This is a genomic window from Curtobacterium sp. PhB170, assembly GCF_003752345.1.
Taxonomy (GTDB): domain Bacteria; phylum Actinomycetota; class Actinomycetes; order Actinomycetales; family Microbacteriaceae; genus Curtobacterium.
The window spans coordinates 375488-399021 of record NZ_RJUM01000010.1; the positions used below are offsets into that span (position 1 = coordinate 375488).

Consider the following 23534-nt stretch of genomic DNA (forward strand, 5'->3'; position numbering starts at 1 on the left):
CCGTGCCCGGCGAGACCCGCGGGCACGGAGAGGAAACCATGGAGTACCGCCAGCTCGGACGCACCGGCGTCGAGGTGAGCCCGCTCGCTCTGGGCACCATGATGTTCGGTCCGTGGGCGAACGCCGACGTCGACGACTCGATCCGGATCATCCACCGCGCCCTCGATGCGGGCATCAACTTCGTCGACACCGCCGACGCCTACTCGGACGGCGTCTCGGAGGAGATCGTCGGCAAGGCCATCAAGGACCGCCGTGACGACGTCGTGCTCGCCACCAAGTTCTTCATGCCGATGGGCGAGGGCCCGAACCGCTCCGGAGGCTCACGCCGCTGGATCGTGCAGGAGGTCGAGAACTCCCTGCGCCGCCTCGGCACCGACCACATCGACCTGTACCAGGTGCACCGTCCGTCCCCGACGACGGACGTCGAGGAGACCCTGGGCGCACTGACCGACCTGGTCCGCCAGGGCAAGGTCCGGAACATCGGATCGTCGTCGTACTCGGGCGCCGAGATCGTCGAGGCCCAGTGGACCTCGGAGCGTCGTGGGCTCGAGCGCTTCCGCACCGAGCAGCCGCCGTACTCGATCCTGGTGCGCGGCATCGAGGAGGACGTCCTGCCGACCACGCAGCGCTACGGCATGGGCACCCTCGTCTACAGCCCGCTCGGCGGCGGCTGGCTCAGTGGCCGCTGGCGCAAGGACGCTCCCGGCACCCCGACGGCGAAGCACCGCCCCGCGGCCCGGTTCGACATGTCGACGCCCGCGAACCAGCGGAAGCTCGACGTCGTCGAGGAACTCGCACTCCTGGCCGAGTCGCAGGACATGTCCCTCATCGAGATGTCGTTGGCGTGGGTGATCCGGCACCCCGGCGTCACGAGCGCGATCATCGGCCCGCGCACCATGGAGCAGCTCGAGTCGCAGCTCCCCGCCGCCGACCGCGTGCTCAGCGACGAGGTCCTGGACCGCATCGACGAGCTCGTCGCACCGGGCGTCACGATCAACCCCGACGACAACAGCTACGGGCAGCACACCCTGGTACCCGCCGCACGTCGCCGGTGAACGCGACCGACTGACGGACGGGAGGCCCGTGGCCAGCTGGCCACGGGCCTCCCGTCCGCCATCTGGGCACGCGCACGACGTCAGCGACGTCGGAACAGCTCGCCGAGGTGCCACGGGCCGGGCGCGAGCCGCACGGCGGCCTCGGCACGCACGCGCTGCTCGAGCGCACGGTCGCGGGTCAGGTCGTGGATCTCCTGCTCAGCGCGCCAGCGGAACCGCAAGCGGCTCAGGAAGCCGAGCGGCGCGGCGGCTGCGGTCGTCGGGACGGACTCGGTCTCGCTCATGCGTCCTCCGGTTCCGGGACGGCCGCGGCCGTCGTGGCGACGAGGTTCGCGAGCAGCTGCAGGCGTTCCTCGGACGGTGAGCCCGGCTCGGTGCCGTAGGCGATGAGCGTCAGACCGGTGTCGGTCGCGAGCTCCATCGTCTCGTACGTCAGGTCGAGGTCGCCGACCTCGGGGTGGTGCACCCGCTTCGAGCCGTTCAGGTGCCGCATGACGCCGTGCGCTGCCCAGCGCTGCCGGAACTCCTCGCTGCGGGTGGAGAGCTCGCCGATCAGGTCGGTCAGTCCCTTGTCGTACGGCGACCGGGCCGCCTCGGCGCGGAGCACGGCCACCATGTCGCTCGCGACGACGTCCCAGTCGCGCCAGAACTCCTGACCGCGTGGGTCGAGGAACGCGAAGCGGGCGGTGTTCGGGGTGCCGGCGGGGTCGAGGAACAGCGGCGAGTACAGCGCACGTGCCAGGGCGTTGCCGGCCAGGAAGTCCGAGCGGCCGTTGCGCACCCACGCGGGCATGGTCATGCCGTCGAGCATGCGCTGCACGTTCGGTCGGACCTTCGACGTCGGGGGCTTCCGCCGCGTGGTCGCCGAGGCGTTCTGCACGCGGGCCAGGTCGAACAGGTGCGCGTGCTCGGCGTCGTCGAGGCGCAACGCGCGCGACAGCGACTCGAGCACGCTCTCCGAGACGCCGGTGAGGTTCCCGCGCTCGAGGCGGATGTAGTAGTCGACGCTCATGCCGGCGACGAGCGCGAGCTCCTCGCGGCGGAGACCCTTGACCCGTCGGGCGCCACCGAAGTCGGGCAGGCCGACCTGCTGCGGCGTGACGCGCTCGCGGCGGGTGCGGAGGAAGTCGCGCACTTCGCTCTTGGTGTCCATGCGTCCACGGTAGGACCGTGCCGCGCGGGGAAGAAGGGGTTGCTGGTACCCGTCAGGCGGATGCGCGAGCGCGTTCCGCGATCTGCTCCGTCGCCGCCCACGATGCGAGCAGGCGGAGCGCGTCAGCGGTCGGGCTGCCCGGGGTCGCCGGGTAGATCGTGAGCGCGAGCCCGGGGTCCTCGGCGAGTTCGAGCGTCTGGAAGTGCAGTTCGAGCGGACCGACCACGGCGTGCCGGAAGGACTTCACGCCGGCGTAGTGGCGGCGGACGTCGTGCGCCGCCCAGAGCGCGCGGAAGTCGTCGCTCCGCATCGACAGCTCGCCGATGAGGGCTGCGAGATCGCGGTCGTTCGGCGTGCGACCGGCCTCGCGCCGCAGGATCGCGACGTTCGTGTGCGCCGCCCGCTGCCAGTCCTGGTAGAAGTTCCGGGCCTGCGGGTCGAGGAAGATGAAGCGCGAGAAGTTCATCGGCCGGGCCGGTGCCGCGACCAGGTCCGAGTGCATCGCGTAGCCGAGCGCGTTGGCGGCGACGATGTCCTGCCGGTTGTTGATGATCATCGCCGGCGCATCGGTGATGACGTCGAGCAGGTACTGCAGCTCCGGGCGGACGGCCGCCACCGGCACGACCTTGCCCGCGCGCCGCGGTGTCGCGTTCTGGTGCCGGGACAGGTCGCGCAGGTGCTCGAGCTCGGCGGCGTCGAGCTGCAGTGCGCCAGCGACGGCCTCGAGCACGCTGTCCGAGACGCCCTGCAGGTTCCCCCGCTCCAGCCGCGTGTAGTAGTCGATGCTGACGCCTGCCAGCCGTGCGACCTCTTCGCGCCGGAGCCCGGTGACCCGACGGCGGGTGCCGAACGTCTCCACCCCGGCCTGCTCAGGAGTGATGCGGGCGCGACGGCTGGACAGGAAGTCGCGGGCTTCGTCGCGGTGGTTCATGCCGTCACGGTAACCGGCTGGACAGTGTGCGAGCGAGGGGCTGCCGGAACCCCTGTGGGGCGAGGTCGCTGGCTCAGCCCGCCGCCCGCGTGAGCGGGACCGAGACGATGCGATCGTCCCCCGCTGCGGGGTCACCACGGCCGTCGGTGTTGTTCGTGACGAACCAGAGGGTGTCCGCCGGCCCCTCGAGCACGGTCCGGATCCGGCCGAAGTCGCCCGGGAAGTACTCGGTCGACGTCCCGGGGTCGTCCGCCGGGATCGCCCGGAGCACCTCGCCGCGCAGGTTGGCCACGAACACGGTGTCGTCGACGACCGTCAGGCCGCTCGGGGACGCCTCGTCCGTCGACCACTGCTGCACCGGGTCGACGAAGCCCTGGCCCGCGCCGCCCTCGCCCTCGACCTCGGGCCAGCCGTAGTTCTCGCCCGCCTCGATCACGTTCAGCTCGTCGAGGGTGTTCTCGCCGAACTCCGACGCGAACATCGTGCCGTCGGAGGACCATCCCAAGCCCTGCACGTTGCGGTGCCCGAGGCTCCAGACGGGTGACCCGTCGAACGGGTTGTCGTCCGGCACGTCGCCGTCCGGGGTGAGCCGCAGGATCTTGCCCGCGAGCGAGTCCTCGTCCTGCGCGTCACTGCTCGTGCCGGCGTCCCCGACGCTGGCGTAGAGCATGTCGTCGGGGCCGAACGCGATGCGGCCGCCGTCGTGGAACGTGTTCGACGGCAGCCCGTCGATGATCGTCGTGGCGGCGCCGAGCGCCCACGACCCGGCGCTGCCCGTCAGTTCGAACCGCTGGATCCGGTTGCCGTCGTCGGCCGTCGAGTACACGAACAGGTCGTCGTCGTGCAGGGCCAGCCCGAGCAGCCCGCCCTCGCCGCCGTGGCTGACGCCGTCGACGGTGCCCACCTCGCGCGTGGAGCCGTCGTCCTGCAGCTCGAGGACCTTCGCGGAGTCGCGTTCGCTGACCAGGGCGTCGCCGTCGTCGCCGGTGCGGACGACCGACCACGGTGCCTCGAGCCCGGTGACCACGTCACTGGTGTCGCCGTCGAGCGCGACCTGCCCGGTGGGCAGGTCGGCGGGGGCGGTGGCACGGGCGCTCGCCGACGAGCCGCGGTCGTCGTCCGGCGCGGCATCGGCGCAGCCGCTCAGGGCGAGGGCGGCCACGGCGGCGATGCCCGCTGCGGACCAGGCGCGTCGGGTGCGGGTCGGGCTCGGCTGCTGGGTCGGGTGTTCGCTGCTGTCCACGGTGGTCCTCCGGATCGTCCGTCGATCACACACGCCGTGTTCGGGAAACGGCTGAGGGGTACGACCGGCACCTCCCTCCGGTGCGCACATCGGCCTACCGTCGGGGCCATGGAGATCCAACCGAAGCAGCCGACCGTCAAGAACCCGGCCGCGCAGTTCACCGGCGACGTGTACCTCGACGCCATCGCCAGCCCGAGGGAAGCCGGCCAGTCGATGACCGTCGCGAAGGTCCGGTTCCTGCCCGGCGCCCGCACCGCCTGGCACTCGCACGCCAACGGCCAGACCCTGCACGTCACCGAGGGTGTTGCGCGCATGGGTACCCGTGACGGCGGCGTGATCGAGGTCCAGCCGGGCCAGACCGTCTACACGCCTGCGGGTGAGGAGCACTGGCACGGTGCGACCCCGACGGATTACATGGAGCACCTCGCGATGCTCGACCTCGCCGACGACCCGGCGACCACCACCACCTGGCTCGAGCACGTCACCGACGAGGAGTACTCCGCATGACCACCATCGCCATCATCGGGGCCGGCAAGGGCCTCGGTCTCGCCGTCGCCGAACGCTTCGGCCGTGAGGGCTTCTCGATCGCCCTCGTCTCCCGCAACCAGGACCGCCTGGACGGCCTCGCCGCGTCGCTGCGCGAGCAGGGCATCACGGCCGCCGGGTTCGCCGCGAACGTCCGTGACGGCGATTCGCTCCGCAGCGCCCTCGAGCGTGCGACCGAGCAGCTCGGCCCCATCGAGGTGCTGCAGTACAGCCCGCTCCCCGCCAAGGAGTACATGCGCCCGGTGCTCGAGACCACCGCGGAGGACCTGGTCGGCCCGATCGAGTTCTCGGTCTACGGCTCGGTCAACGCGGTCCGCCAGGTGCTGCCCGGCATGCGCGCGATCGGCCGCGGCACGATCCTGTTCGTGAACGGCGGCAGTGCGGTGCGTCCCGGCGCCCGGGTCACCGGCACCTCGGTCGCCTTCGCGGCCGAGAGCGCCTACGCCCAGCTCCTGCACGACGCCGTGCGCGACGAGCAGGTCCACGTCGGTCAGCTCATCATCCCGTTCGGCATCGACGACGGGAAGCCGGAGCACTCCGGCGAGTCCATCGCGGATCGTCTGTGGGCGATTCACTCGGAGCGCGGCGAGTTCCGCACGTACGCGGAGGCGCTGCCCGACCCCGCTTGAGCGCGGTGCGCGCCGCGCAGCTCGCCGCTTCGTGAGCAGGAATGGGTCGGGTCCGCGGCGGCCACCCGACCATTTCTGCTCACCATGTGGCGGACGGGAGGCCCGTGGCGACGCCGCCACGGGCCTCCCGTCCGCCCTGGGGTCACGTCGAGAGCAGCGCGACGGCACGCGCGGCGCGTGCGGCGACCGCCGCCGCCGTCGGGGCCGCAGCCAGGCCGAGCAGGCGCTGGCGGTGGAGTTCCCCGAGCAGCAGGGTGAAGAGCTCGGAGGCGGTGTCCGGAGTCGCTCCGGCGCGGACCAGGGCCTGCTGGGCGGCGAGCGGGCCGGCCTCGTGGAACTCGCGGGCGAGCTCGGGCGACCGCGTCGACTCCGCGATCACGAGTCGGTGCAGGGCGACCGCACGGTCCGAGAGCAACGCGCTGCCGATCGCCGTGGCCGTGGACACGAGGTCCGCGGCGGGCTGGTCGGCGTACGGGTGCTGCCGCCGGACGACTGCTCGGAGGATCGCGGGCTTGTCGCCGAACGCCGTGTAGAGCGTGCGCTTCGTGACCCCGGCCTCCGCGGCGACGCGGTCGAGTGCGACGCCCGCGAACCCGTGCTCCAGGAACAGGTCGGTCGCGACGTCGAGGATACGCTCGTCCCGGGCGATCCGCTCGTCAGCGGTCGGACGTCCACGCTTGTTCACGGACCCATCCTAGCGGTAATGATACGCTCCCGTTTCATTACCGAGGAGGCTCCATGACCGATGTGGTCTGTCACGTGGCGATCGCCGACGACTGGGAGATGAGCCGCGGGTTCGGCGAGTACGAGGTGTCCACCCGCGGGGTGCCGCTCGAGCCGGGCGGGTACGTCCGCGCCACCACGCCCGACCGGGTGTCCGAGGTCGTCGCCGAGCGGTACGGCGACCTCGCGTTGCCCCTGCTCCGGATCGACCTGAGCGTCGAGGGGCTCGCAGCTGCGGGGGTGACGGTCGAGTGGGTCGACGGACTCCCGCGGGTGCGGGGTCCGATCCCGATGGACGACGAGGTCGTGCTGGCCGAGGTGCCGATCGCCCGGCGGTGAGCGGCACGGACGGCGACCACTTCGTGAGCAGAAATGGTCGAGTCCGCCGACGGCGACCCGACCGTTTCTGCTCACGAAGTACCGCGTCCTAGGCTGGGAGCGATGTCCAGCGTCCTCCTCACCGTGCACGTCGTGGCGGCGCTGCTCACCCTCGGGCCCGTCGCGGTCGCCGGGAGCATGTTCCCGAAGCCGGCCCGCGCGCTCGTCGCCGACCCGGACGACCAGGGGGCCCGAGCGGTCGCCAGGGTCCTGCACCGGGTCTGTCACGTGTACTCGATCATCTCGCTCGCGGTTCCGACCTTCGGCACGGCCCTGGCGTTCGAGGTCGGGGCGCTCGACGAGGCCTGGCTGCTCGTCTCGATCGGTCTGACCGCGGTGGCTGCGGGGATCCTCGCGCTCGGGGTCCTGCCGGAGCAGCGCGAGGTCCTGCGCGGCAACGGGACCGAGCGCTCGCCGCGGAAGCTCGCTGCCCTGGTCGGCCTGTTCAACGTGGTGTGGGTCGTCGTGGCCGTGCTCATGGTGGTGCAGCCCGGCACCTGACCGGGATTGCACCGGGGCGGCGCCGTGTGCAGCGCCGCCCACACCTCAGTGCGCCCGGCGCACCGCCACCCGGCGTCGGCCGTGCGCGGTGAGCCATGCCCCGGCCGTCACCAGCAGCGGCAGACCGATCGCGAGCAGGGCCAGCATCGACCAGTCCGGCACGAACGGCATGTGGTTCGACCCGACAGCTGGTTCCGTGAACCGCAGGGTGAGTGCCCGCATCGGCAGCAGCCCCAGCAGAGTGCCGATCACCGCGCCCACCGAGGCCAGGATCGCCGCCTGCCAGGTCGACACCCGCCGTCGCAGTCGTGGTGCGGCACCGATCGCGTCGAGCACCTCGTCGTCCCGGCGCCCGTCGGACCGCGCGAGCCCGATGGCCACCGCCGTCGCACCGATCGTCACCGCCGCGGCCAGCGCGAGCACGATCGCCCGGATCAGTGCGCCGTTGTCGACCGGCCCGGCCTCGTACGCGAACTGCGGGCCGTCCCACCGAGCGCGGTCCGCGCCGCCGAAGCTCTGCCAGGCGGAGCTCAGCTCGTCCCACTGCTCGGGCGCGATGTCCCCGGGCAGCGTCGTGACGAGCATGCCGTCGACGGCGTGCACCCCGTAGTGCGCAGCGGTCACCTTCGTCATGAAGACGCCGACCTGGATCCGCGGCGACTGCACGTCGAGCACGGCCGGGATCGACACGCTGGCGTCCGGCTTCGTCGTCGTCGTGATCGTCGGGCTCTCCCACGTGCGGTCGTGGAACGTGTCGATGCGGACCGCGCCGTCGTGGGCGTACTCCGGCCAGAGCGACACGGCCTCGCCGCCCTCGAGCGCGTCCCGGACCGCGGCCGAGGGGCGGTGGCCGGTGAGCACGGCGTAGTCGTCGACGGTGCCGGTCCAGATGTGCGGGACGGTCGCGTCAGCGGTGTCGAGGTAGTACGAGCACGAGGTGGAGTCGTAGCCGTCGCAGTCGAAGTCCGTCCACCGGTGCGGCATCGTCACGGACGACGGGGTGTCGCCCGCCCAGCCCTCGGCCACGCCGAGCACCCGGATCCGGTCGTGGTCGAGCACCCGCGCCACGACCTTCGCCGCGTGCGCCGTCAACGCCGCGTCGTGCCCGCTGGCGGCACCGTCCTTGCTGGACAGCTGCACCTCGGACGTCGCGACCCCGACCGCCGTCGTGTACTCGTACCCGCGGACGTACTGCGCGTGGCTCGATGCACTCCACGTGATCACGACCGACGCGACGAACACGACGCTCATCACACTGGCGAGCACCGGCACCGTCCGGACCGGGTTGCGCCGGGCATCGCGGGCGGCCAACCGAGCCGACAGGCCCAGGCGTGCGGACATCCGGGACACCAGTGCGAGGAGCCACGGCGAGCAGATCGCGATGCCGAGCTGCATCAGGCACGGCCCGAGCGCGACCCCGGCACCGGCCACCCAGGCCCAGTGGTCGTCCTGCACCCGGCGGTCGTTGAGCATGAGCACGCCGGCGCCGCACGCCAGCGTCATCACGGCACCGGCGATGATGAGCACCGGCCCCCAGATGCGTCGCCGACGACGAGCGGGACGGTCGACGGGCGCGGGTCGGAGCGAACCCCGCAGCGCCGCGAGCACGTTGATGCGGGTGGCGGCCCGAGCAGCGACGAGTGCGGAGACCAGCCCGGCCAGGACGCCGGCGGCCGCGACCACGAGCAGCAGGAGCGGGGGCACGTGCAAGCCGGGGAACGACACGACGTCGCCGTTGTCGATCAGGCGGAACACCGCGACGCCGATCCCGGTGCCCACCGCGACGCCGAGGACGGCGCCGATGGACCCGAGCACGAGGCCGGACCCGGCGACGATCGTCCGGACGAACCGCTTGTCCCCGCCGACGCTCGTGACGATCGCGTACGAACGGGTGTCCGCCCTCGTGCCGACCAGGAACGCGGCCCCGGCGAGCAGCGCGACCTCGAACATCGCGAAGACCCCGAGCAGCGCCATCGCACCGAGGTACCAGCCGAGCGACGAGTTCACCTGGCCGCCGGGCAGGCGGGCGTCCGGCGGGTCGAGCACGACCGGGCGGGACTGCACGACGATGCCGTGCGCGTTGAGCTGCCGGATCTCCGACCAGGTCGGGGCGTCCGACGGCAAGTAGACGGTGACGTCGGTCAGGCCGACGTCGTCGGTGGTGTCCGTCGTCGACAGGGTCGTCCCCCACGGCAGGAACACCCCCTGCTCGCTGGGCGCCGAACCGAGGTCGCGCATCGTCCCGGTGATCGTGAACCGCTTCGTGACGGGATCGGTGAGGTCGACGGTGTCACCGATGTGTGCGCCGAGCCGGTCGAGGGTCGCGGGCGTGACCATGAGTTGGTTGCGCGCGGTCGGCGCCGAACCGTCGAGGACGCGCCAGTGGCCCTCGAGCGACGGGTCCCAGACGCTGCCCTCCACCGCGGCCAGACCCACCGGGCCCCGCGGACCCTGCACCACGACGGGTGTGCCGCCGACCGGGATCGACAGTGCACCGTCCGGCACGTGGGCGAGCACGTTCGCGAACGGCGCGTCCTCGTCGGCCTTCGTGACCGGGCTGTTCCGCTTCGCGTCGGTGAACTGCCACTGCACCGGGTCCTGCCGCATGCCGGGCAGGTCCGGACCGGACACCCGCATCTGCGCGGCTGCCTTGCCGAGGTCGTAGTCCAGCGACTCCGCGGTCGTGGGCTGCGTCGACTGCACGACGACCGCCACTGCCGCGAACCCGGCGGTGGGGATCCCGATGAGCGCGATGATCAGCGCTGCTCGTCCGGCCTTCGCGAAGGCCAGCCGACGCCCCAGACGGAGCGCCGGTCGGAGGGCGAACGGCGTCCGGCCGGTACCGGGACGCCGACGCCGGCTCACGACGCGGTCCGGTCCGACAGGGTGAGCTCCACGCCCGAGTACACGGTCTCGTCGACCACGCGACCGTCGCGCAGGAAGACGATCCGGTCCGCCCAGGCAGCGTGCCGGGCGTCGTGGGTGACGAGCAGCGCGCCGGCTCCGGCATCGACGTGCCGTCGGAGCATGCGGAGCACGACCTCGCCGGTCTGCGAGTCGAGGGCGCCGGTCGGTTCGTCCGCCAGCACGAGCCGACGTTCGCCGACCACGCCCCGGGCGATCGCGACGCGCTGCTGCTGCCCGCCGGACAGGTCGTCGGGGTAGGCGTCGCCGCGGTGCGCGAGTTCGACGTTGTCGAGTGCCAGTTCCGCGGCGCGGCGGGCCTGCGAGGCCTTCCAGCCGTCGAGCTCGAGCGGCAGCGCCACGTTCTCGACCGCGGTGAGCGACGGGATCAGGTTGAAGTCCTGGAACACGAACCCGATGAGGCGACGGCGGAGGGCCGCGAGTTCCTTGGCGGGCCGGTCGGACACGAACTCGCCGTCGATCAGCACTTCGCCGCTCGTCGGCGGCAGCAGGGTGCCGGCGCAGGCGAGCAGCGTCGACTTGCCGGAACCCGAGGTCCCCATGACGGCGACCATCTCGCCGCGCTGGACGGCCAGGTCGATGCCGGCCAGCGCCGTGACGGCCTTCGCGCCGGAGCCGTAGTGCACGCTGACGGCGTCGAGCTGCAGAAGCGGTGCGGCGCTCACCGTGCACTCCGGGCGGTGTCGGCAGCGGTCGGGGACGAAGCTCCAGCGTCGGCCGCCGGGTGGTCGTCCGGCCGGTACCGCGCCACGGTCGACTCCACGTGGTCGAGCCACCGCACCTCGGCCTCGGCCTGGAACACCATCGACTCGAGCACGAGCGACCACGCCAGGTCCGTCGCGGGATCGGTCGTGCGCTTGAGCCGGGTCAGGTCCTGCAGGTTCCGGATCGCGGCACCGCGCTGCACCTGCACCAGGCGCGCGACGTCGACGCCGGGCACCGTCACGGCCAGAGCGAACTTGATCGCGAGCTCGTCACGCCCGCGCTTGGCGGGCACCGGCTCGCTGAACCAGCGCGCCACTTCCCCGCGACCCGCGTCGGTCACCGTGTAGACGACGTGGCCGTCGTCGTCGGTGTCGCCGCGGGCCACGAGGCCGTCGCGTTCCAGGCGGTCGAGCGTCGTGTAGACCTGGCCGATGTTCAGCGGCCAGCTCCCGCCGGTGCGGTGCTCGAACTCCCCCCTGAGCTGGTACCCGTACCCGGGTCCCCCCACCAGCAGCGCGAGTACGCCCATCCGTACGCTCATGACACTTCCCCCGTCTCTCGTCCACCATGGACATACCGAGTATGCCCATACCGCGTATGCATGCGCAAGCGCGGTGGTGGAGAGCGCGGGAGACGGACGGGAGGCACGGTGCCAGCTGGCACCGTGCCTCCCGTCCGCCGTTCGGTCGCGTCCGCGACCGAAGGGTCAGGAACCCAGCTTCGACAGCTCCTCGAACTCGTCGTCGGTCAGCTCGATGGTCGCGCCCTGCAGGTTGTCCTCCAGGTGCGAGACGCTCGAGGTGCCGGGGATCGGGAGCACGACGGGCGAGCGCTTGAGCAGCCACGCGAGGGCGAGCTGCGCCGGGGAAGCACCCTTCCGCGACGCGATCTCGGTGAGCGGTGAGTCCTCGCCGGTCAGCCCGCCGGTCGCGAGCGGGAACCACGGGATGAACGCGATGCCCTGCTCGGTCGACCAGTCGAGGAGCTCCTCGGCGTCGCGCTTCTGCAGGTTGTACAGGTTCTGCACGGAGACGATCGTCGCGATCTCCTGGGCAGCCTTGACGTCGTCGACCGACACCTCGGACAGGCCGATGTGCCGGATCTTGCCCTCGTCCTGCAGCTTCTTCAGCTCGCCGACCTGGTCCTCGAGCGGGACCTTCGGGTCGATGCGGTGCAGCTGGAACAGGTCGATGCGCTCGAGGCCCAGACGGCGGAGGCTCATCTCGGCCTCCTGCCGCAGGTACTCCGGACGGCCGACCGGCGGCCACTCGTTCGGACCGGTCCGGGTGAGTCCGGCCTTCGTCGCGATGACGACGTCGTCGCCGTAGGGGTGGAGCGCCTCGTGCAGCAGGTCCTCGGCGACGTAGGGGCCGTAGGAGTCGGCGGTGTCGAAGAAGTCGACGCCGAGCTCGACGGCGCGCTTGAGGACGCGGACGGCCTCGTCGTGGTCCTTCGGCGGCCCCCAGACTCCGGGGCCGGTGAGCTGCATGGTGCCGTAGCCGAGGCGGTGGACCTCGAGGTCGCCCCCGATGCGGAAGGTGCCGGAGGCGGCGGCCGGACGGTTCGTGGTGTCGGTGCCAGTGGTCATGTCCCCGGTCTACGCCCGAGGCGTTGCCGGTCCCTGAGTCGGTGTCCCCCGGTGCTCCGACCGGTCCGGACGCGGGTACGGGGTCTCGCCGCGCGCCAAGCCGGTGACGAGCTTGGTCAGCCGGTTCGTCCGGGCCGTCGCACTCGGCGCGGTCGTGATCCGGTGCAGCACCGCGTACCGGTTCGTGGCGTCCAGTTCGGCGAACAACGCGGCGGCGGCCGGGGACGCGTCGAGCGCTGCCTGCAGGTCCTCCGGCACGGTTGCCGCCGCGGCCCCGGAGTAGGCGCGGTCCCACCGGCCGTCGTCCTTCGCGCGGTCGATCTCCGCCTGGCCTCGGTCCCGCATCCGTCCCTCGGCGACGAGCGTCGCCACCAGGCCGATGTTCCGCTGCGACCAGAGCGAGGCCTTCCGACGCGGGGTGAACCGCTGCCGGAACGTGGCGTCGTCGCGACCGCGCTTCTGGCCGTCGATCCACCCCGAGCACAGTGCCTCGTCGAGCGCCTGGTCATAGGTCAGGGTCGTCGGCTCCGTGACGCCCTTCTTCGCGAGCACGAGCCACACCCCGTCGGCGTCGCCCTCGTGCGCGTCGAGCCAAGCACGCCAGGCAGCGACGTCCGGCAGCACCAGGTCGACGATGTCCATGCGGTCATCGTAGGACGCGGTCGGCGGGCTGGTCGCCCCGGCTCCTGCCCGAGACTCGGCGTGGGCGACAGTTCTCGCGGTGCGCGCCACGAGAACTGTCGCTCACACCGAGACTCGCGTGCGTCGGGCCGAGACTCGTGCGGCGTCAGACCCAGTTCGGCTGGTCGAGCACGCCCGTCGGATCGGCCTGCTCGGCGATGCGGTGCAGGCGCGAGGTGTTGTCCCCGAAGTACGCCGACGGGTCCGTGATCGCCGCGTCGCAGTAGTTCGCGTACGCCGCGTCGCCCCACGCCGGCCGCATCGCCCGTCGGAACCCCCGCACGTACGCGTCGAACGGTGCAGGGTCCGCGCCGTCGGCGAAGACCGCGGTGTACTGCACGGTCATGAGCGCGGACCGCCACGGGAACGCCGAGTCGGTCCGGCCGACGTCCGCCACGACGCCGCCGAGGGCGTCGAGCGCGACCCCGCCCTCGAGGTTGCCGTCGACGTCGCCCGCCGCGGCCGCCTGGGCGACGAGCACGTCGATCTGCGCGTCGGTGAGCTTCGCCGATCCGATCGACGACGTCGCTGCCTCGGACACCCGCTGCGGCTTCCCCGCCAGCGCGGACATCGCGGCGCCGTAGGTGAGCACCCGCCCGGTGTGGACGAGGGGCTTCGCACCGGTGGCGGCGATGAAACCGTCGACGGAGGTGTCGGCGCCGGTCTTCGATCCGGTCCACACGCCGGTCACGGTGACCGTCGGGGCGGAGTGCCGACTGCCGTTCAGCAGCTTGAGCGTCGACCACAGCTTCGGGTCGGCGGTGGGCGCCCAGTCCTGCCAGGCGCGCACCACGGCCGAGGCGGCCGACCACGCGAACGTGATGCTGAAGAGCAGGACGGGAGGCGCGGCCTGCGTCCGGTACGTCAGTGCGGTCACGACGCCGACGGTTCCACCGCCCCCACCGCGGCAGGCCCAGAACAGGTCCGGTTCGGTGGACGTCGAGACCTCGTGCACGGCGCCGTCCGGGGTGACGAGCGTGACGCCGGTGAGCTGGTCGCAGGTCAGCCCGAACGAGCGGACGAGCACGCCGACCCCGCCGCCGAGGGTGAGCCCGCCGATGCCGACGGTCGGACAGGAACCGGCGCCGATCGCCCGCCCGGCCTTCGCGAGCGCGGCGTAGACGTCCCCGAGCTGCGCACCCGGGCCGATCGTGACGGTGTCGTCGTCGTGCAGTTCGATGCCGTCGAGGTCCTGCGTGCTGATCACGAGCGACCGCGGGACGTCGGTCCCGGGTGCGCCGCCGGCCGACCAGCCCGTGTACGAGTGCCCGCCCGCTCGCAGTGCGACGGGGGTGCGGGTGTTCCGCGCGAACGCGAGACCGGCCTGCACGTCTGCGACCCCGGCGACGCGCAGGATGCCCTGCGGGTCGGCGTCGTCGTACCGCGGGTTCTCGAGCACGCGCGCGCTGTCCCAGCCGTTCGACCCGGACCGGAGCACCGTGCCGGAGACGGCGGCGGCGAGGGCGTCCCACGAGTCGGGGCCGCCGGGCGTCGGCGTGCTCGAAGGCGTCCTCGTCGGCTGTGCGGAGCCGCTGGAGGTCGGTCGCGGCGAACCTGACGGAGCGGGGCTCGGCCGGCTGCACGCTGCCAGCACCCCGGCGAGCCCGAGTCCGACGCCTCCGGCGAGCAGGATCCGCCTGGTCGGGCGGTGCGTCACGACCCGGCGAGTCCGCCGCCGGCACCGGTGATGCCGGGGTGTGCGGACTTCGCGAGGCCCTCGGTCATCGAGTGCGCCGCTTCGGCGTCGGCGAGGGATCGGGCTCCGAGGGTCGGGTCGACGGGTTCGAGGTGGGCGAGGAGCTTCGCACGACGGCGGTTCTGCACCTCGAGCACGGTGAGCAGCGCGGCGATGGCCACGACCACTCCGATGACGATCCACACGACGACCACGACGTTCCCCTTCCGTCCCGGGGCGTCCACCCCGTCCTCCGAGCGTACCGCCGCCGTGTCTACGCCGCGCTGGCCCGCGTGGACCTTGGAGGATCCACACGAACGGTGCCCGTGTCTGACCGGCACAGGCAGTGCCTTCCTCCGAGCGGTGCACCCGGAGTAGACCTGCACCATGCAGACACGCAAGCTCGCAGACCTCGAGGTCGGACCCGTCGGCCTCGGCACCATGGGCATGAGCGCCTTCTACACGGGCGCCGGCACCGACGACGCGGAGTCGATCCGCACGATCCACCGCGCGATCGACCTCGGCGTCACCCTGTTCGACACGGCCGAGGCGTACGGCCCCTACACGAACGAGGACCTGCTCCGCCGGGCCCTCGCCGACCGCCGCGACGACGTCGTGATCGCGACGAAGTTCGGCCTCATCACCCACACCGCCGGTGAGGAGACGCCCGCCACCGGACGCGGCATCAGCTCCGCACCGGAGTCCGTGCGCGAGGCCCTCGAGGGGTCCCTGCGGCGCCTCGGCACCGACCACATCGACCTGTACTACCAGCACCGCGTCGACCCGGCCGTCCCGATCGAGGACGTCATCGGGCAGCTCGCCGGCTTCGTGCAGGAGGGCAAGATCCGGCACATCGGCCTGTCCGAGGCCGGACCCGAGACGATCCGGAAGGCCCACGCGGTCCACCCGATCACCGCGCTGCAGAGCGAGTACTCGCTGTGGACGCGCGACCCCGAGGGTGCGGTGCTCGACACCCTGCGCGAGCTCGGCATCGGACTGGTGCCGTACTCGCCGCTCGGCCGCGGGTTCCTGACCGGTGCGATCACGAAGCCGTCCGACCTGGACTCCGACGACTTCCGCCTGGCGAACCCGCGCTTCCAGGAAGAGGCGTTCGCGCAGAACATGCGCATCGTCGACGCCGTCAAGGAGATCGCTGCAGAGGCCGAAGCCACCCCGGCACAGGTCTCCCTCGCCTGGCTGCTCGCCCAGGGCGACGACATCGTGCCGATCCCGGGCACGAAGCGCGTGTCGCGCCTCGAGGAGAACGTCGGTGCCGCCGACCTGACCCTCACCGCGGACCAGGTCACGCGCCTGTCGGCGCTCCCGGTCCCGACCGGCGACCGCTACCCCGACATGTCGACCATCGGTCGGTAGACGCGACATCGTTCGGAACGGGAGGCCCGTGGCGCATCCGCCACGGGCCTCCTGTCCGTCTCGGCGTGCGTTTCGGGCGCTGGTCCGGTGACCGACGCGACCCACGCCCGTCATCGCGGGGAAACACGGGGTGCATAGCGTCCGGAGCACAGGGAAACCACCGCTCGAAGGGGACGCCATGACGACCACGAAGACACCGCGCGCGACACCGACCGAGGACGGCGTCGACTCCGTCCCACCGCTCGCCAGGCTCCTGCCGCTCGGCCTGCAACACGTGCTCGCGATGTACGCGGGCGCGATCGCCGTGCCGCTCATCGTCGGTGGGGCCCTCGGCTTCGACAGCGCCGACCTCGCCTTCCTCATCAGCGCCGACCTGTTCGTCGCGGGCATCGCCACGATCGTGCAGTCCGTCGGCTTCTGGCGGTTCGGAGTCCGGCTGCCGCTCGTGCAGGGTGTCACCTTCGCCGCGGTCGGCCCGATGATCGCGATCGGCACCGAGCACGGCATCACCGCCGTGTACGGGGCGACGATCGCGTGCGGCGTCTTCATGGTGGTCGTCGCACCGTGGTTCGCGCAGCTCGTCCGGCTGTTCCCCCCGATCGTCACCGGCACGGTCATCCTCATCATCGGTCTGTCGCTCATGAGCGTCGCCGCCGGCTGGGTCACCGACGGCGGCAAGGACGGTGCTGCCGACCCGCTCGACGTCGCGTTCGCCGCCGGGGTGCTGCTCGCGATCGTCCTGGTCGAACGGTTCGCGCCGCGGGGGCTCGCCCGGGTCTCGGTGCTGTTCGGGCTGCTGCTCGGCACGGTCGTGGCGCTGTTCGTCCCCGGCATGGTCGACGGGTCGGGCATCGGCGACGCGGGCTGGTTCGCGTTCGTCACGCCGTTCCACTTCGGGCTGCCGACGTTCGACCTCGCCTCGATCGTGTCAATGCTCGTCGTCGGGCTCGTGATCATGACCGAGACCACCGGCGACATGATCGCGGTCGGCGAGGTCACCGGGCGTCCCGTGTCGAAGCGCACGCTCGCCGACGGCCTGCGCGCGGACGGACTCGGCACCGTCGTCGGCGGGGTGTTCAACACGTTCCCGTACACGGCGTTCGCGCAGAACGTCGGGCTCGTCGCACTGACCGGCGTGCGCTCCCGGTACGTGGCGACGGCGGCCGGCGGCATCCTCGTGGTGCTCGGCCTGGTGCCGAAGGTGGCCGCGGTGGTCGAGGCGATCCCGCACGCGGTGCTCGGCGGTGCCGGTGTCGCGCTGTTCGGCATGGTCGCGGCGTCGGGCATCAGGACGCTGTCGAAGGTGCGGTTCGACAACCGGAACGTGCTCGTGGTGGCGCTGCCACTCGGCATCGCGCTGCTGCCGACCGTCGCCCCGGACATCTACGGGCAGTTCCCGACCTGGTTCACGCTGGTCTTCGACTCGGGGATCTCGGCCGGCGCCGTCGCGGCGATCCTGCTCAACCTGCTGCTCGGCTCGCGCGCCGTGGCCGAGCGGTACGGCGAGGACCCGGCGGTCGGTTCGTACGACGGGGTGCGGTCGACGGCGCCGATCGCGCTGCCGCGCGAGGAGCCCTCGGCCTAGACGAAGGCGGGCAGGTGCTCCCACGCACGGGGCGCCTCGGCCACGCCGTCGCGGACGACCGTCCCCTCGATCAGCCCGTAGGGGCGGTCGGCCGCGATGAACACCTCGTTCTCGTTCGTCAGGTCGAACGGCGACAGGTCCACGACGAAGTGGTGCTTGTTCGGCATCGCGAACCGCACCTCGGCGAGCTCGGGCCGCAGTTCGATCGCCGCCCGCCCCATCTCCCACAGCGTCTGCTGCAGGGCGAGCGAGTGCACCGTGGCGAACTGTTCGAGCATCACGGCGACGACCTCCTCGTACAGGTGGTCGTAGTCGATCCCCGCTGCGACGGCGGACGGCAGGTACCGCCACCGCGCCGTGACCTCGGTCGCCATGATGCGGTCCGTCGTCTCCGGCAGGGTCGTGAACCGCGACCGCGGGAACCCGTGGAACTCGGACCCGGTCGACTTCAGGACGACCAGGTCCTTGACGCCGCCGGTGACGTGGCGCTCGCCGCCCTCGACGTGCACCGTCGCCAGACGGGTCCCGGTGCCGGTGCGGCGGAACGAGTGGTCGTGCGGCTGCCCGTCGACCGTGATGCGTTCCCACGGGTGCACCTCGGCCTGCCAGAGCCCGCCCTCGACCCAGTCGAACTCGCTCGTGAACTGGTCGGCGAGCAGCGCGAGGAAGTCCTCCGGGGCGCCGACGCCGTGCTCCTTCGCCAGGGCGAACACGGTGTTCTTCTGGGTGTCCGTCGCGACGATCCGGGAGTTGTCGCCGCTGGTGAACGACCCGGCGAACGCCTCGCCGATGAGCTGCGACGTCACGGTCAGGTCGGCGATCTCGTGCCGGTCGCCGTGCCGGGTCACGCGGACCAGGCGGTTCTCGGCCTTGCCGTACTTGTTCGGTCCCAGGTGGACGGAGGTCTCCGACATGGCGGTCAACTCCCTCGGTAGGTGCTGTAGGCGAAGGGGCTCAGCAGCAGCGGGACGTGCAGGTGCTCGGTGCCCGTGACGCGGAACGCCACGGTCACGAACGGGTGGAAGGTCGGCACCCCGGCAGCGGCGAAGTGCGGGCCGGTGTCGAAGCGCAGCACGTGGTCGGTGCGCTCGAGCACGTCGGGGCCGAGCGCCGCGCGGCCGTCGGCGTCGGTCGAGCCGGTCGCGACGACGTCACCGTCCACGGTGCTGAGGGTCAGGCCGACGCCGACCGCCGGGGTGCCGGTGGTGGCGTCGAGCACGTGCGTGGTCAGGTGCGGCACGGCGAAGGTCGCACGGATGCGGTGCAGCGCGATGTCGGCCAGCGCAGCGGCGGCCTCGCGCGTCTCGACCGCCGGGTCGCCCGCGAGGCGCCGGTCGAGCTCGGCCAGCAGCTCCTCAGGCGTCCGTCCGGCGGCCCGCACCAGGAACACCCGCCCGAACCGCTGCTCGTACGCGGCGTTGCCGTCGGCGATCCGGCCGGCCACCTCGTCGCCGGCGCTGCGCATCGACGACTGTTCGCGAGCCGATGAGGCATCGGTCGTCCGCTCACCGATCCGCGGGTGCTGCGCGAGGGCGTGGTCGAGCTCCGGCGCACCCCACGACGCCGACTCGACTCGCGCTCGATCGAGCAGCGCCGACACCGTGCCGAACGGGCGCGCGGCCACCAGGGCGTCGACCCACGCGGGCACGTCGGCCCATCCCCGGATCACCACGGCAGCGTCGGGGGCGGTCGCGTCGTCGAGGTCGCCGAGGTCCATGTGCCGAGGCTACGGAACGACCGTTTCACCCGCGTTACCGGGCGGTTTCCCCCGCAACGCGGCCCGCGGCCCTGAAACGCTCGCGTCTGCCGGACGGGAGGCCCGTGGCGGCCCCGCCCCGCGCCTCCCGTCCGGCGTCCGTCGCGTTGCGGACGCGAGACGCCGGCGTCAGCGCGACGCGCCCCCGAATCCGGCGGCGTCTCGCTGACTCGGCGGCGTCTTCCGAGGACGCCGGCGGCTCAGACCTCCGTGGCGAAGGACGCGGCCCGCAGCTGCAGGTCCTCGATGCGCCGCAGGCGCGCGGCCTCGACGTCGTAGCCCTCGTAGGCGGGCGGCGGAAGCTTCCGGACGTTCCGCGAGCACTGGAAGTCCTGGCAGACGAGCGTGCCGACGGTGTCGCCGTTCCGCCCCGCCTTGCCGGACCGCTTCGCGCTGTAGAACACGACGTCGTTCGGCAGCTTCACGTCCTGGCACCACGAGCACTGAGCGCGCGAGCGCGACGAGGCCTCGGCCTGCCGGAACACGATGCCGACGAGCGTTCCCTCGAGCGTCGGCACGACGGCGTACGCACGCCGACCGATCTTCGGGTCGCGCCAGCCCAGGAAGTCGAGCGCGTCCCAGTCGATCGCCTCGAAGTCGGCGGGCAGCGTGATGTCGGTCGTCTCCTTGCGGGAGGCGTTGACGAAGGACGTGCGGAGGGTCTTCTCCGTGATGGGGAGCATGGTGCATCGCTTTCGAGCGGGCCCGGGGCGTGCGGACGCACACCGCACCGGGCGGGAGGAGGTCAGGGTTCGACGAGGGCGGCCGTGCCTGCGGGCACGACCGGGGGCCTCACGCCCTGATGCCGGCGCTCCGGGCGCCGACCACCTCCTGGAAGCTCACTCCAACAGCCTACGTCGACGTGTCAAGCGGCGGGGACGGCCGTCACCAGGACGAGGGCGCCCTCGTAGGTCGGCCGGATCCGCAGCGCCCCGTGCCGCCGGTCCCACTCGCCGGAGTCGAGCGCGGCCCGGAGTGCGGCCACCGATCGCCGTGCGGTGAGCTCGTCGATGAAGCTCCACGCCGAGTTCGCCTTCCGGGCGCCGGGGTCGAGCAGGCGCTCCGGCCGGGCGTAGTACGCCTCGGAGAAGCCGTCGACGCACGTGAACGGGATCGGCAGCGGGGTGTTCGTGACGGTGTCGTCGCCCAGTGCGGCGGCGATGCGGTCGAGCGCGGGGTAGCGCCGGGCCTCGGTCGCCATCACCTCTGGTGCGTACTCGGCGAGCCAGAAGTCCTCGACGCGGGCCGGGTCGCACGTCAGGATCACGATCGGACCCCGGGTCACCCGGCGCAGCTCGGCCAGCCCGCGCTCGAGGTCGCCCCACTGGTGCACCGAGAACGTCGTCATCGCGGCGTCGAACGTGTCGTCGTCGAAGGGCAGGTCCTCGGCGGTGGCGTCGATCGCCGTCGACAGGGTGTCCGGTCGTTGGGCGCGCATCGACGCCGAGGGTTCGACGGCCGTGACGTCGCGATCGGTCGGCTCGTAGGATCCGGCACCGGCACCGACGTTGAGGACGGTGCGGGCGTCGCCGAGGGCCTTTGCGATTGCCCGGGCGAACGTCGGTTCGGGGCGGCGGTACTGCCGGTAGTCCTGGCCGATGCGGGCGTAGTCGGCGTCCCCCGCTGATCCGTCCGTCGTCCTCGTCACGGCCCCAGCCTACGAACAGTGCACCGGCCCGACCAGCGGTTCAGTCGACCGACTCGGACTCGGACTCCGTCGCGCGCAGGGCCGCGTACTGCTCGGCCCGTTCCGTCGCGGCCCAGGTGCCGAGCAGGGCCAGTGACCGCTCGGACTCGCTGCCCGGCTCGGCCGAGTACGTGAACAACGTCAGGCCGGGGTCGGCGACCAGGTCGAGCGCCTCGTACGCCAGGCGCAGCTCGCCGACGATCGGGTGGTCGATGCGCTTCCCGCCGGCGCGCTGCAGTCGGACGTCGTGCGCGGCCCACCAGCCGCGGAACTCCTCGCTGCGCGTGGAGAGCTCCCCGACGAGGGTGATGAGTCCGGGCTCGCACGGGTTCGACACCGCGGCTGCCCGGAGCACGGCGACGGCGTCCTTCGCGGTCTGCGCCCAGTCCGGGAAGAAGTCTCGGGCCGCGGGGTCGAGGAACGTGAAGCGTGCGGTGTTCACGGGGCGCCCCGGGCCGGCGAACATCGGCGAGTACAGCGCGCGACCGAGCTCGTTCGTCGCGACGACGTCACCGCGTTCGTTCCGCACCCAGGCAGGCGCTCCGGTGATGGCGTCGAGCAGGCGCTGGACGCCGGGACGGACCCGCGTGGGGACGGTGCGGTGCATCGTCTTGACGCCGGAGTTCGCCAGTCGGGTGAGGTCCCACAGGTGGACGCGCTCGTCCTCGTCGAGCTGCAGGGCGCTCGCGAGGCCCTCGAGCACGCTGTCCGAGACCCCCTTGAGCGATCCGCGCTCGAGCCGCGTGTAGTAGTCGACGCTCACGCCGGCGAGCATCGCGACCTCGTGCCGCCGTAGCCCGGGGACGCGTCGGACCCCGCCGCCGAACGACGGCATGCCGACCTGCTCGGGGGTGAGCCGCGCTCGCCGGGAGGACAGGAAGTCGCGGATCTCGTTGCGCACGTCGATACCCATGGGGAGAGCGTACGTGGCGGCGCTGTCCGTCCGGCAGGCACTGGCGGTACCCGCCGGGCGGACGGGAGGCCCGTGGCGGCGCCGCCACGGGCCTCCAGGTCAGCTGCGCGGAGTTCAGAGCGTGACGTCGGCCGTGATCCGCACGCGCGCCACGCGGTGACCGTCCATGGCGGTCACCTCGAGGCGGTGCCCGCCGGCGGCGACGACGTCGCCGACCTCCGGCACGCGGTCCAGGTGGACCTGCACGAGGCCGCCGACGGTCTCGTAGTCACCGTCGGGCAGCGCCGGACCGCCGTCGGCGACGAGGTCCTCGAGCACCGTGGACCCGTCCACGCCGTCGTGCTCGGCCGTGGGTTCGTCGTACTCGTCGCGGATTCTGCCGACGAGGTCCTCGAGCAGCGCCTCGAGCGTGACCATGCCCGCGCTGCCGCCGTACTCGTCCACGACCAGGGCGATCTGGTGCCCGTCGGTCCGCATGTCCGCGATCGCGCTCGACAGCGACTTCGTCTCCGGCAGTGCGAGCACCGGGCGCACCAGAGTCGACACCGGTGCGGACGGGTCGCTCGGACGGAGCAGGTCGCGGAGGTGCACGAAGCCGTCGACCTCGTCGCGTCCGCCGGAGGTCACGAGGTACCGGGTGTGCCCGACCTCGATCGCGTGGTCGGTGGCCTCGGCGATGGTCAGCGCGGCGTCGATCGTGGACACGTCGTACCAGGGGCGCATCGACTCGCGCAGGATCCGGTCACCGGCGTCCAGCGCACTCCGGGCGATCCGGCGGCCCTGCTCGTCGACGCCGGTGTGCTCGTCGACGAGGCCGCGGAGCTCCTCGGTGCTCATCGACTCGCTGCGGGCGTTCGGGTCGCCACCGAGTGCACGGACGACCAGGTTCGTCGAAGCCGAAAGCACCCAGATCACCGGGCGCATCAGGGTGGCGAAGCGGTCGAGGGTCGGTGCGACGAGCATCGAGAAGCCCTCGGCGCGCTGCAGGGCGAGTCGCTTCGGCACGAGCTCGCCGAACACGAGCGACAGGTAGGCGATGACGAGGGTCATCAGCACGAGAGCGACCGTCTCGGCGGCTCCCTGGCCGAGTCCGAGCCCGGTGAACACGGGTGCGACGTCCGGCGCGATCGACGAGGCGCCGTACGCGGCGGAGAAGAACCCGGCGACGGTCACACCGATCTGCACGGCCGCGAGGAACCGGTTCGGGTCACGCCCGAGTTCGGCGACCCGCAGGCCACGAGAGCCCCGGCGTTCGAGCTGCTGCAGCTGCGACTCACGGAGCGAGACGAGTGCGATCTCGGCGGCGGCGAAGACCCCGCCGACGAGCACGAAGAGGATGACGAGCCCGAAGGCGATCCAGGTGTCGGCGCCCATCAGCGGGCAGCTTCCTCGGATCGACGACGGGCGGGCGGTCTGTGGTGATCGTCCATGCCTGTGAGTCTGCACAGGACAGCTGGGACGTCACCCCACCAGCGCTCGACGTCTG

General features: G+C 72.2%; 25 protein-coding genes. 7 read left to right on the forward strand and 18 right to left on the reverse strand.

What is annotated here, in order from left to right:
* Nucleotides 1–38: 38 nt before the first annotated feature.
* Complete coding sequence (locus EDF40_RS09655) at nucleotides 39–1055, forward strand: aldo/keto reductase (RefSeq protein WP_123339359.1); 1017 nt, start codon at nucleotides 39–41, stop codon at nucleotides 1053–1055.
* 80 nt (nucleotides 1056–1135) lie between these two features.
* Here EDF40_RS09655 and EDF40_RS09660 read toward each other — a convergent pair whose 3' ends face one another.
* The 4 genes from EDF40_RS09660 to EDF40_RS09675 form a co-directional block, all read right to left on the reverse strand.
* Nucleotides 1136–1339: a hypothetical protein gene (locus EDF40_RS09660; protein ID WP_123339360.1), complete on the reverse strand. Its 204-nt coding sequence runs from the start codon at nucleotides 1337–1339 to the stop codon at nucleotides 1136–1138.
* Nucleotides 1336–2208: a helix-turn-helix transcriptional regulator gene (locus EDF40_RS09665; RefSeq protein WP_165901010.1), complete on the reverse strand. Its 873-nt coding sequence runs from the start codon at nucleotides 2206–2208 to the stop codon at nucleotides 1336–1338. The genes EDF40_RS09660 and EDF40_RS09665 overlap by 4 nt, the downstream gene beginning before the upstream one ends.
* A 52-nt stretch (nucleotides 2209–2260) precedes the next feature.
* Entirely contained in the window at nucleotides 2261–3139 is an 879-nt protein-coding gene (locus tag EDF40_RS09670) for a helix-turn-helix transcriptional regulator (protein ID WP_123339361.1), read from the reverse strand.
* 73 nt (nucleotides 3140–3212) lie between these two features.
* A complete protein-coding gene (locus EDF40_RS09675; RefSeq protein WP_260212641.1) occupies nucleotides 3213–4382 on the reverse strand; it encodes a sorbosone dehydrogenase family protein in 1170 nt (389 codons plus the stop codon).
* 108 nt (nucleotides 4383–4490) lie between these two features.
* On the opposite strand from EDF40_RS09675, the gene EDF40_RS09680 reads away from it, so the two are divergent.
* Both EDF40_RS09680 and EDF40_RS09685 read left to right on the forward strand, forming a co-directional pair.
* Nucleotides 4491–4889: a cupin domain-containing protein gene (locus tag EDF40_RS09680; RefSeq protein ID WP_123339363.1), complete on the forward strand. Its 399-nt coding sequence runs from the start codon at nucleotides 4491–4493 to the stop codon at nucleotides 4887–4889.
* Complete coding sequence (locus EDF40_RS09685; RefSeq protein WP_123339364.1) at nucleotides 4886–5557, forward strand: SDR family oxidoreductase; 672 nt, start codon at nucleotides 4886–4888, stop codon at nucleotides 5555–5557. The genes EDF40_RS09680 and EDF40_RS09685 overlap by 4 nt, the downstream gene beginning before the upstream one ends.
* Nucleotides 5558–5699: 142 nt before the next feature.
* Here the strand turns inward: EDF40_RS09685 and EDF40_RS09690 are convergent, their stop codons facing one another.
* Nucleotides 5700–6242 (reverse strand): TetR/AcrR family transcriptional regulator, encoded by a 543-nt coding sequence (locus tag EDF40_RS09690; RefSeq protein WP_123339365.1) that lies wholly within the window; start codon nucleotides 6240–6242, stop codon nucleotides 5700–5702.
* A gap of 53 nt (nucleotides 6243–6295) precedes the next feature.
* On the opposite strand from EDF40_RS09690, the gene EDF40_RS09695 reads away from it, so the two are divergent.
* Entirely contained in the window at nucleotides 6296–6619 is a 324-nt protein-coding gene (locus EDF40_RS09695; RefSeq protein ID WP_148053815.1) for a DUF952 domain-containing protein, read from the forward strand.
* 102 nt (nucleotides 6620–6721) lie between these two features.
* Nucleotides 6722–7159: a hypothetical protein gene (locus EDF40_RS09700; protein WP_123339367.1), complete on the forward strand. Its 438-nt coding sequence runs from the start codon at nucleotides 6722–6724 to the stop codon at nucleotides 7157–7159.
* Between the two features lie 45 nt (nucleotides 7160–7204).
* Here EDF40_RS09700 and EDF40_RS09705 read toward each other — a convergent pair whose 3' ends face one another.
* The 7 genes from EDF40_RS09705 to EDF40_RS19210 form a co-directional block, all read right to left on the reverse strand.
* Nucleotides 7205–10024 carry an FtsX-like permease family protein gene (locus tag EDF40_RS09705; RefSeq protein ID WP_123339368.1) on the reverse strand — a complete coding sequence of 940 codons (2820 nt, stop codon included), beginning with the start codon at nucleotides 10022–10024 and terminating at the stop codon, nucleotides 7205–7207.
* A complete protein-coding gene (locus tag EDF40_RS09710) occupies nucleotides 10021–10749 on the reverse strand; it encodes an ABC transporter ATP-binding protein (RefSeq protein ID WP_123339369.1) in 729 nt (242 codons plus the stop codon). The genes EDF40_RS09705 and EDF40_RS09710 overlap by 4 nt, the downstream gene beginning before the upstream one ends.
* Complete coding sequence (locus EDF40_RS09715; protein WP_260212642.1) at nucleotides 10746–11330, reverse strand: PadR family transcriptional regulator; 585 nt, start codon at nucleotides 11328–11330, stop codon at nucleotides 10746–10748. The genes EDF40_RS09710 and EDF40_RS09715 overlap by 4 nt, the downstream gene beginning before the upstream one ends.
* A 165-nt stretch (nucleotides 11331–11495) precedes the next feature.
* A complete protein-coding gene (locus EDF40_RS09720; RefSeq protein ID WP_123339371.1) occupies nucleotides 11496–12377 on the reverse strand; it encodes an aldo/keto reductase in 882 nt (293 codons plus the stop codon).
* 9 nt (nucleotides 12378–12386) lie between these two features.
* Nucleotides 12387–13019 (reverse strand): YdeI family protein, encoded by a 633-nt coding sequence (locus tag EDF40_RS09725; protein WP_123339372.1) that lies wholly within the window; start codon nucleotides 13017–13019, stop codon nucleotides 12387–12389.
* A gap of 145 nt (nucleotides 13020–13164) precedes the next feature.
* Nucleotides 13165–14715, reverse strand: coding sequence for an FAD-binding oxidoreductase (locus tag EDF40_RS18880; protein ID WP_185002944.1), 1551 nt, complete (start codon nucleotides 14713–14715; stop codon nucleotides 13165–13167).
* Nucleotides 14712–14978 carry a hypothetical protein gene (locus tag EDF40_RS19210; protein ID WP_123671343.1) on the reverse strand — a complete coding sequence of 89 codons (267 nt, stop codon included), beginning with the start codon at nucleotides 14976–14978 and terminating at the stop codon, nucleotides 14712–14714. The genes EDF40_RS18880 and EDF40_RS19210 overlap by 4 nt, the downstream gene beginning before the upstream one ends.
* Nucleotides 14979–15120: 142 nt before the next feature.
* On the opposite strand from EDF40_RS19210, the gene EDF40_RS09740 reads away from it, so the two are divergent.
* Both EDF40_RS09740 and EDF40_RS09745 read left to right on the forward strand, forming a co-directional pair.
* Nucleotides 15121–16107, forward strand: coding sequence for an aldo/keto reductase (locus tag EDF40_RS09740; RefSeq protein ID WP_123339374.1), 987 nt, complete (start codon nucleotides 15121–15123; stop codon nucleotides 16105–16107).
* 178 nt (nucleotides 16108–16285) lie between these two features.
* Nucleotides 16286–17692: a nucleobase:cation symporter-2 family protein gene (locus tag EDF40_RS09745; protein ID WP_260212643.1), complete on the forward strand. Its 1407-nt coding sequence runs from the start codon at nucleotides 16286–16288 to the stop codon at nucleotides 17690–17692.
* Here EDF40_RS09745 and pucL read toward each other — a convergent pair.
* The 6 genes from pucL to EDF40_RS09780 form a co-directional block, all read right to left on the reverse strand.
* A complete protein-coding gene (gene pucL, locus EDF40_RS09750) occupies nucleotides 17689–18606 on the reverse strand; it encodes a factor-independent urate hydroxylase (protein ID WP_123339375.1) in 918 nt (305 codons plus the stop codon). The two genes, EDF40_RS09745 and pucL, sit on opposite strands and share 4 nt — an antisense overlap.
* Nucleotides 18607–18611: 5 nt before the next feature.
* Nucleotides 18612–19409, reverse strand: coding sequence for a 2-oxo-4-hydroxy-4-carboxy-5-ureidoimidazoline decarboxylase (uraD, locus tag EDF40_RS19605; RefSeq protein WP_221180463.1), 798 nt, complete (start codon nucleotides 19407–19409; stop codon nucleotides 18612–18614).
* 239 nt (nucleotides 19410–19648) lie between these two features.
* Nucleotides 19649–20131: an FBP domain-containing protein gene (locus tag EDF40_RS09765; RefSeq protein ID WP_123339376.1), complete on the reverse strand. Its 483-nt coding sequence runs from the start codon at nucleotides 20129–20131 to the stop codon at nucleotides 19649–19651.
* A 182-nt stretch (nucleotides 20132–20313) separates the two neighbouring features.
* Entirely contained in the window at nucleotides 20314–21096 is a 783-nt protein-coding gene (locus EDF40_RS09770) for a class I SAM-dependent methyltransferase (protein WP_123339377.1), read from the reverse strand.
* 40 nt (nucleotides 21097–21136) lie between these two features.
* Complete coding sequence (locus EDF40_RS09775; RefSeq protein ID WP_123339378.1) at nucleotides 21137–22048, reverse strand: helix-turn-helix transcriptional regulator; 912 nt, start codon at nucleotides 22046–22048, stop codon at nucleotides 21137–21139.
* Nucleotides 22049–22162: 114 nt separating this feature from the next.
* Nucleotides 22163–23422: a hemolysin family protein gene (locus EDF40_RS09780; RefSeq protein ID WP_123339379.1), complete on the reverse strand. Its 1260-nt coding sequence runs from the start codon at nucleotides 23420–23422 to the stop codon at nucleotides 22163–22165.
* Nucleotides 23423–23534 lie beyond the last annotated feature (112 nt).

Coding starts and splice junctions, on each gene's coding strand:
- uraD (WP_221180463.1), bottom strand. CDS start 19,409: ATGGACCTCGGCGACCTCGACGACGCGACCGCCCCCGACGCTGCCGTG.
- EDF40_RS09695 (WP_148053815.1), top strand. CDS start 6,296: ATGACCGATGTGGTCTGTCACGTGGCGATCGCCGACGACTGGGAGATG.
- EDF40_RS09665 (WP_165901010.1), bottom strand. CDS start 2,208: ATGGACACCAAGAGCGAAGTGCGCGACTTCCTCCGCACCCGCCGCGAG.
- EDF40_RS09685 (WP_123339364.1), top strand. CDS start 4,886: ATGACCACCATCGCCATCATCGGGGCCGGCAAGGGCCTCGGTCTCGCC.
- EDF40_RS09655 (WP_123339359.1), top strand. CDS start 39: ATGGAGTACCGCCAGCTCGGACGCACCGGCGTCGAGGTGAGCCCGCTC.
- EDF40_RS09745 (WP_260212643.1), top strand. CDS start 16,286: ATGACGACCACGAAGACACCGCGCGCGACACCGACCGAGGACGGCGTC.
- EDF40_RS09765 (WP_123339376.1), bottom strand. CDS start 20,131: ATGCTCCCCATCACGGAGAAGACCCTCCGCACGTCCTTCGTCAACGCC.
- EDF40_RS09680 (WP_123339363.1), top strand. CDS start 4,491: ATGGAGATCCAACCGAAGCAGCCGACCGTCAAGAACCCGGCCGCGCAG.
- EDF40_RS09725 (WP_123339372.1), bottom strand. CDS start 13,019: ATGGACATCGTCGACCTGGTGCTGCCGGACGTCGCTGCCTGGCGTGCT.
- EDF40_RS09660 (WP_123339360.1), bottom strand. CDS start 1,339: ATGAGCGAGACCGAGTCCGTCCCGACGACCGCAGCCGCCGCGCCGCTC.
- EDF40_RS09780 (WP_123339379.1), bottom strand. CDS start 23,422: ATGGGCGCCGACACCTGGATCGCCTTCGGGCTCGTCATCCTCTTCGTG.
- EDF40_RS09775 (WP_123339378.1), bottom strand. CDS start 22,048: ATGGGTATCGACGTGCGCAACGAGATCCGCGACTTCCTGTCCTCCCGG.
- pucL (WP_123339375.1), bottom strand. CDS start 18,606: ATGTCGGAGACCTCCGTCCACCTGGGACCGAACAAGTACGGCAAGGCC.
- EDF40_RS09715 (WP_260212642.1), bottom strand. CDS start 11,330: ATGAGCGTACGGATGGGCGTACTCGCGCTGCTGGTGGGGGGACCCGGG.
- EDF40_RS09670 (WP_123339361.1), bottom strand. CDS start 3,139: ATGAACCACCGCGACGAAGCCCGCGACTTCCTGTCCAGCCGTCGCGCC.
- EDF40_RS09720 (WP_123339371.1), bottom strand. CDS start 12,377: ATGACCACTGGCACCGACACCACGAACCGTCCGGCCGCCGCCTCCGGC.
- EDF40_RS09700 (WP_123339367.1), top strand. CDS start 6,722: ATGTCCAGCGTCCTCCTCACCGTGCACGTCGTGGCGGCGCTGCTCACC.
- EDF40_RS09740 (WP_123339374.1), top strand. CDS start 15,121: ATGCAGACACGCAAGCTCGCAGACCTCGAGGTCGGACCCGTCGGCCTC.